The organism is uncultured Lutibacter sp., from assembly GCF_937891065.1.
Taxonomy (GTDB): Bacteria; Bacteroidota; Bacteroidia; order Flavobacteriales; family Flavobacteriaceae; genus Lutibacter.
In genome coordinates this window covers 59,777-66,924 of record NZ_CALAEQ010000049.1, presented here as the reverse complement: position 1 = coordinate 66,924, position 7,148 = coordinate 59,777, and the positions used below count along the sequence as shown (strand labels likewise).

The following is a 7,148-nucleotide window of genomic DNA, read 5'->3' as shown; positions in this document are numbered from 1 at the left end:
AAGGAAAAGATGATGAAAAAGGTATTGAAATTTCTAAAGAATTATTCAAAACAAGCCCATTATTTAACATTGGTTCGTTTGCAGTAATGATTGTGTTAGTAGCATTATATGCTGTTTTCTGGAAATAAAAGATGATAAATAAATGAAAAATAAAATAATAATTACAGGTGGTACAGGATATATAGGTTCGCATACAGCTGTGGAATTTATAAATGAAGGATTTGAGGTAATTATCGTTGATAATTTAAGTAATTCAGATATTTCAGTTTTAGATAGCATTAAAAGTATAACGGGTGTAAAACCTACATTTGAAAATATTGACCTGACAGATAAAAACAAAACTTCCATCTTTTTTGAAAGCAATAAGGATGCAGTAGGATTAATTAATTTTGCTGCATTTAAAGCTGTAGGAGAAAGTGTGAAAATGCCTCTTCAATATTATCATAACAATTTAAATATATTGTTAAATGTTCTTGAAGGTATGAATAGGTTTGGAATAAGAAATTTAATATTCTCTTCATCAGCAACCGTTTATGGATTGCCAGATTGTTTTCCGTTAAACGAAAATTCAACAACAAAAAGACCTACATCACCTTATGGCAATACCAAAAAAATTGGAGAAGAAATAATTGAAGATTTTTCAAAAGCATCAATAAACTTTAAAGCAATATCATTAAGGTATTTTAACCCAATAGGAGCCCACAGCTCAGGTAATTTAGGCGAAACTCCTACTGGTATTCCAAATAATTTAATGCCATTTATTACACAAACAGCTTTAGGGCTTAGAGATGAGCTAAAAATATTTGGGAATGATTATAAAACAAAAGATGGTACGGCCGTAAGAGACTACATTCATGTGGTGGATCTTGCAAAAGCACATGTTTTGGCACTTCAAAGATTGATACGAAATGAAGTACTTGAGAATTTTGAAATTTTTAATATTGGTACAGGAATCGGTTACTCAGTTTTAGATGTAATAGCTTCTTTTGAGAAAACAACAAAACAAAAATTAAATTATTCATTCGCCTCTAAAAGAGAAGGAGATGTGCCAATTTTATACGCAAGTACTTCTAAAGCAAAAGAAGAATTGAATTGGAATCCTATATTAACACTAGATGATATGACAGAATCATCTTGGGAATGGGAAAAGAAAAGAAACAGTTAATTTGAAAATTGTATTATAAAATTAATTAAAAGTGATGGTTCAACAAATTATAGCAATAAAACTCATAAATTCAAATGGGTTAGAATTACAAGTTTCTAATTTTGGAGCTACCATAATAAGCTTAATGGTCCCCGATAAAAATAAAGAACTCATAAATGTAGTTATTGGTTTAGAATCTGCTGAAGATTATATTAAACCGATTTATTTGGAAAAAGGGCTGTATTTAGGTAGTTCAGTTGGAAGATATGCTGGTAGAATTTCTAGAGGATGCTTTAAAATTAATGATGAGGTATATCCAATTCATCATGAAAATGGTGTTCACTTACATGGTGGAAAAATTGGACTTGATAAAAAATATTGGGAAGTTGTAAGTTTAAATGAAGGAAGAAACCCACAAGTAACATTATCTTGTTTCAGCGAACATTTAGAGGAAGGCTATCCGGGGAATTTAAAAACTTTTGTAACCTATCAGCTTAGCGAAGATAATGAAGTTAAAATTACATATAAAGCAAAATCAGATGCTGAAACACACGTCAATTTAACCAATCATTCTTATTTTAATTTAGATGGAAAAGGCACTATATTAGATCATAAATTATTAATTAATAGTCCATATTATTTAGAGGTAAATGAACAATTAATTCCTTCAGGAGAATTGATAAATTCATTGAACACCCGTTTTGATAGAAATAAAATGTCACTACTTGGAAGAAGAGATTTTAAAGGTTTTGATGATACATTTGTCTTTGGAGATGAAAGATTAAAAGCTTTATTAATGTCCCCAAAAAAAGGAATACAAATGGAAGTTTATACCAATCAACCTGCAGGTGTAGTTTATACACCTGTAAAATTACCTGATTTGACTTATAAAAATGGAGTTAGTTATTCTAAATTTTCAGCTATTTGTTTTGAAACACAGAATTTTCCCGATGCGCCTAATAATAAAATATTTCCGACTTCAATATTAAAACCAGGGGAAGAATATATTAATGAAACGACATTTCAATTTAGTGTAATTTAAAAAATGAATTATCTAGGGAATGTAAAGAAATATAGAAATAAGTAAGTGCTTTAATATTAAATGAATCATTGATTTTTAAAAGCTACAAGAAATGGCTAACTTGTTATATCTATTAGAAACAAACTGTTTATCATTACAAATTCAGAGATAAATTTAAGTTAATGTAACTAGCAATTTTTAATAGGATTTTTAGGTCTGTCTAATTTAATAAATATATCCCCAGGTTTACATTCTCAATCTAATTTATAGTGATTCTATTTTAACTGAAAATTTTGATTCGTATAACTATCAAAAAAAAACAAGATAAAAAATGAATATTATAGCTTAAATATTGATTATTTATGCTCAAAACCTGAGAAAAAATCAGCTAAAAACCAAAGACAAAACATCCATTTGAGGTAATATTAGGATACTGAACAAAGACTTTAATGCTATGCAGCCACATGGTCTCAAAATCAATATCCTTCGTTAGGGGTCGAATTATGGGTGGTGTGGACACTCCTCTGTTTTTATCTACAAATCAAAAATGGTATTTAGAAATCTATATCGCTTACATTGACTAATTCTTTATAGCTACAATTTAAATTAATAATGACTCTAAAATGTATAGATTCTATCCCAGGGATATCGAAGCAAAGTTTATTATTTTTTAAGAAGCAAATGATATAAATGATTTGTAAGCTGAGTTTTTAGGGTTCAATTCGTACAGTTCGTATACCTCGTATAGTGTACGAGGTATACGAATCATACGAAATATAAAGTTAATAATCTGATAATGAGATGTTTTGTTTTTTATACTTTCGTACGGTACTCTCGTGAATGCCTAATTTTTTGCCAATTTCGACATTTGAAACTCCTTTATCAGTCAATTCTAAAACTGCTATTTTTGTCTTTTCTTTATCTTCTTTTGTTAATTGTTTTAGGTGATCTAACTCTGTTCCTAGATCAACTAAAATGAATTTTAGAAAATTGATTGGCTTTTCTATATGGCAAACAATTACATTTTCAGAATCATATAATATTTCAGTATTACGAGCCTTGATTTGTTTTAAATATCTTATATTTTTATTGCTGCTACTTTCTCCAATTGTAAATACACTATCACAGAAATTAATCAGCATTTTACTACCTGCTAAATCATTTCTTGTAATTGGTTTTGATAGGTCTCTTTTTGGTGTGTGAGCTAATACTAAAATTGATAAGTCATACTTCTTTTTCAAGGCTTTTAAATGCTTCATTAAAGGAAGTGCATTTTTTGCCTGTTCGGTTTCATTTCTCAAGTATGTGAGATTGTCGATAATTAAAATCTTAGTATTGGTTCTAATTATTTCATTTTCTAGCTCATCATTAAGATAGTCTTCAAAAGATTTCTTTGCTGGTATATCTGCTTCTGGATTGATTTCTACTCTTTTAAAATTCGGACTGAATTTATATTCATCTACATAGTCTATTGAATATCTATTTTGAAATTGCTTGTCGGATAGTTCAAAGTCGAAGTATAGCACCGATTGCCCTAATGCTTCTAATTTGAAACCTTTAATTTGCTCTCCAGTACTTATGCTGTCGCCTATTTGAACTGCAAGAATTGACTTTCCTAAATTAGTGTCTGCAAAGAGAATGCATATTTCACCCTCAAACCAAAATTCACTAAAAAGCATTTTAGGAATGGGTCTGTTTTTTGCTTCATCAATCCATTGATTTGCAGTCATAACAACAAATAAATTTTTACTAGAAGCTTGCTCATGAGTGTTCTGAGTATGATTTGTAACTGTTTCAGGTGTACTTAAATCTTCAAACTTTGAAATTAATTTTGTATCTTGCCCTTGTCTTTGTTCCAAAAGATTTTTAGGGTTTGTTATGTTTTTTTTCATACTAAACCCTTTTTATTTTCAGCCCCTTTTAACACGCTATCTGTATCTGTTTTAGAAGATGAATTCATTTTATCTAAATAAATATAAGGTTTACCATCTCTAAAGGTTCGACCAACTGCTGGATAAGGAGCACTAATATCACTATTAAAAGTTTTGTTGTCAAAATGTCTAATATTAATGTTTATTAAATCTTCAATTTGTATTAGAGTGTCATAAACATATTTCATATTTTCAGAATGGTTTTTTATAGTATGCCAAAGCTTATCAATTCCCTCTATATGAATTATTACTTGAGTATAAGTTTCTTCGTCAATAAAAATTTTGTCAGGGTTAGTTTTATCGTGGATCATCTCTAAGATTTTATCTAATTTTGATTCCATCTTTATCAAAATGTACCTATTTGCGTTATTAAATTTATTTGTTCGTATAAAGTTGTTAAATATATTGCTCATAGCTTACTTTTTTAATTTGTTAGTTAATAAATAGTTAGCAGCTGTTGTTTCAATTTCATCATAAGTTCTACCATTTAAAAGCCTTCCATTGGTTTTTTTACTTCGTTTTATACCATCAGATCCCCAGGTACCCCATTGTTTGAAAAAGAATGGTGCACCAACTTCAGTGCACTTTTTGTGTATTTGGTTTACCCACTCAACTTTCATTGGTCTTGATTTTGGTCCACTTTCACCACCAACTATTACCCAGTTAATACCATTAAGATTTAAATCATCAACAGGCCCCAATAATGGTTCAATAGATAAAAACTTAATTTGCGCTCCAGTTTGCTTTAAATAATCTACTCGTTCTAATACATCCTCATTTTCAACAGAAACACCCATCCAAATATTTGGTGTCCAATTTATCTCTGAACTTAGTTCCAATAACCTGTCTGCTCGTTTTGTTAATACTTGAAAGGTGTGTTTGGGGTTTTCGTTCATCACTTTAAAAACTTGCTTAATAAAGTCTGTAGAAACTTCTTTATGAAATAAATCGCTCATCGAGTTTACGAATACCAATCTTGGTTTTTTCCAAGTGGAAGGTTCTTTAAGTGTCTCTGGGTGTTCCCTAACTTTAAAATTGTCTTTATATTTTTTTACTCCCATTGCCTGAAGCCTTTTGGACATTATTTCTGCGTAACAATATTTACATCCCTGGGATACTTTATCACATCCTGTTACTGGGTTCCATGTGGTGTTAGTCCATTCTATAGTTGATTTACTCATAACCTGACAATTAAGATTGTTTTCTTTCATTCCTGAAAGCATTATGAGAATTCTTTTCTAAAAGCATCTCTACATTACTAATTTTGTAATAGATTTTATTGCCAATCTGCGAAAAGGGTATAACGCTATTGTCTCTCCAGGTTTGGGCGGTACGTTTGCTAATATTCATAAGTTGAATAAATTCTTGATTGTCTAGAAATGTGATTTTTGGTGACTTTTGGCTTCCTTCTATTTTCTTCTTTAGTTCTTCTATACTATTTTCGATTTTAGTGAATTGTTCTACACTTAAAATAATTACTTCCATATTGGTATATTTATTTAATATTATACTGCAAGGTTGCATGATTGACGGGTAGCTATTAGGTCACCCTTATAAAACCCTTATAATGGAAGTATTTTGGTGAAATGGGTTGTTTTTTATGTATTCTAGTGCTTCTTTTTTATATTTTTCTGAAATATTTGAAGCGTCTAATTCTGATTTTAATTCTAATTGAATTTCTTCAGCTATTAAATTACAAAGTAATGCTAAACCAATATTTGGAATAATCAATTTCTCTCTCAAAGCCTCCACAACTCCCCTTAGTGCACCTTTTTTTCTTGGTGTTAAAACAGATTTTCCATCTACAGTAATTCTCAAGTCTTCAAGTGTTTTCATTACAAATTTCCTACTTTCAATATCAGGAAGGATAGAATTAAAAGTTTGCTGTTCACTTCCTGTATCTTTTGTGTCACTTTTTATACTTTCAAGATAAAGCATAAAGAAAGCTGCAATAAATATTGACGAATAACCACCATTTTTACTGAAAATGGTAAATTGATCAAAACCAACTTTTTCATTGAGAACATTATCATACGCTAATAACACTTCAGCTGAATCATTAAAATTGAATATTTTTTTTAGCCTAACTTCATCTTCATTTGTTGCATTTCCAATAAAGAATTTTTCTAAAAGGTTTTTGTTTTGCTCAACAATAAAAAGTTTATTTGGCAAACTATTTAATTTATTAATTTCTAAATCCAATTTTAACTTAACCCCTTCTAAAAATGTTTTTTTCTGATGAACCTCAATTTTTTGAATTTCATCATCATCCAACTCAAACTCCATAATTTCTGCCCAATAATCTATAGTTTTAAACCTTTTGATTTCATTGGGAGCTACCGTACAATCTACCCACTTTTGAATGTAATCATTTTTAGGCTTAGGATTTAAACGGAAAATTTCAAGCAGCACTTCTTCATTAATTTTACGCTTCTCAAAAATTCTATATATATCATTTAGCAACACGCTGTTAATCAATGAAACTATTTCCTTTACATATCTATCTGTTTTTATTTGAAGTTTAGCTTTAGAAAGTGCATTTATACTTAAAGCTTTATGCAACTCAACAATTTCGTCATTTACACCTGTAATACTAGACAATATCACTTTTTCTGCACCTAATTGATTGTCATTCTTAATAGCAGCATTCGTATCTATAAGGCCACTAGACATTTCATCTTCTATTAACTTAATTAACTGATTGTAAATTACTTTTACTTCAACTAAGGGTATTCTCTTTTTAATATCTGGACCCAATATGGTTTTATTAAATATATTAGTAGAATATGGTTTATATCCTGAGCATATATATTCATTTACACATTCATAAAATGTACTAAAACTACTATGATTCAGAAAAATAAGATCATCTGCATTTTTAAGTGCTTTTTGTAGTTCTTCTTTTTTAGATTTATTATATATATCATTAATTGAACTTAGTTCATATAACAAGTTTTTAAAACTTTCTAATATAATTTCTTTACTCACAATAGATAGTTACTTAGGAGTGCATTATTAAAATGTCAGACAAAAAAGACACACTACAATGCGA

7 protein-coding genes are annotated in these 7,148 nt (G+C 29.3%); 2 read left to right on the top strand and 5 right to left on the bottom strand.

Annotated elements, in window-relative coordinates:
- The first annotated feature begins 142 nt into the window (after window positions 1-142).
- Complete coding sequence (gene galE, locus Q0352_RS03165; protein ID WP_299523492.1) at window positions 143-1,165, top strand: UDP-glucose 4-epimerase GalE; 1,023 nt, start codon at window positions 143-145, stop codon at window positions 1,163-1,165.
- 34 nt (window positions 1,166-1,199) lie between these two features.
- The gene (locus Q0352_RS03160) at window positions 1,200-2,186 is read left to right on the top strand and encodes an aldose epimerase family protein (protein ID WP_299523495.1); all 987 of its coding nucleotides are present in this window, start codon (window positions 1,200-1,202) and stop codon (window positions 2,184-2,186) included.
- Window positions 2,187-2,947: 761 nt separating this feature from the next.
- On the opposite strand, the gene Q0352_RS03155 is transcribed toward Q0352_RS03160, so the two are convergent.
- The 5 genes from Q0352_RS03155 to Q0352_RS03135 all read right to left on the bottom strand — a co-directional run bounded on the left by Q0352_RS03155 (window position 2,948) and on the right by Q0352_RS03135 (window position 7,084).
- The gene (locus tag Q0352_RS03155; RefSeq protein WP_299523489.1) at window positions 2,948-4,024 is read right to left on the bottom strand and encodes an AAA family ATPase; all 1,077 of its coding nucleotides are present in this window, start codon (window positions 4,022-4,024) and stop codon (window positions 2,948-2,950) included.
- Window positions 4,025-4,053: 29 nt separating this feature from the next.
- Entirely contained in the window at window positions 4,054-4,437 is a 384-nt protein-coding gene (locus tag Q0352_RS03150; protein WP_299523486.1) for a hypothetical protein, read from the bottom strand.
- Between the two features lie 75 nt (window positions 4,438-4,512).
- On the bottom strand, window positions 4,513-5,277 hold the full coding sequence (locus Q0352_RS03145; RefSeq protein WP_299523483.1) for a DUF5131 family protein: 765 nt from the start codon (window positions 5,275-5,277) through the stop codon (window positions 4,513-4,515).
- Window positions 5,278-5,287: 10 nt separating this feature from the next.
- Window positions 5,288-5,581 carry a helix-turn-helix domain-containing protein gene (locus tag Q0352_RS03140; protein ID WP_299523479.1) on the bottom strand — a complete coding sequence of 98 codons (294 nt, stop codon included), beginning with the start codon at window positions 5,579-5,581 and terminating at the stop codon, window positions 5,288-5,290.
- A gap of 66 nt (window positions 5,582-5,647) precedes the next feature.
- Window positions 5,648-7,084, bottom strand: coding sequence for a hypothetical protein (locus Q0352_RS03135; RefSeq protein ID WP_299523476.1), 1,437 nt, complete (start codon window positions 7,082-7,084; stop codon window positions 5,648-5,650).
- Between the last annotated feature and the right edge of the window lie 64 nt (window positions 7,085-7,148).